Below are 248 nucleotides of genomic sequence, written 5' to 3'. Positions count from 1 at the left end.
AGGTTCATTGATGAGTACCCAAAACTACGCAGGCATCGATATCGCCAAACGCCATTTCGTCATCGGCATCCACGGCAGGGATAAAACCAAAACCGAAACCAACAACCCCAAAGGCTTTACCCACACCATTGACTATCTGCACAAACACAACGTCGGTTTGGTTGTCATGGAAAGCACTGGCGGTTTGGAAATCCCTCTCGCCAAAACCCTACATCGCGCAGGTTTCCAAGTGGTGATTGCCAATCCTC

Annotated in this window: 1 protein-coding gene; it reads left to right on the top strand. The window is 49.6% G+C overall.

The window, feature by feature from the left end; genetic code table 11:
- Nucleotides 1–10: 10 nt before the first annotated feature.
- On the top strand, nt 11–248 hold a 238-nt coding region (locus tag ACLD9W_RS12665), incomplete at its 3' end, for an IS110 family transposase (protein WP_410842315.1).

Source organism: Neisseria sp. WLZKY-1 (genome assembly GCF_046546535.1).
Taxonomy (GTDB): domain Bacteria; phylum Pseudomonadota; class Gammaproteobacteria; order Burkholderiales; family Neisseriaceae; genus Neisseria.
This window is presented reverse-complemented; position numbering and strand designations above follow the sequence as displayed.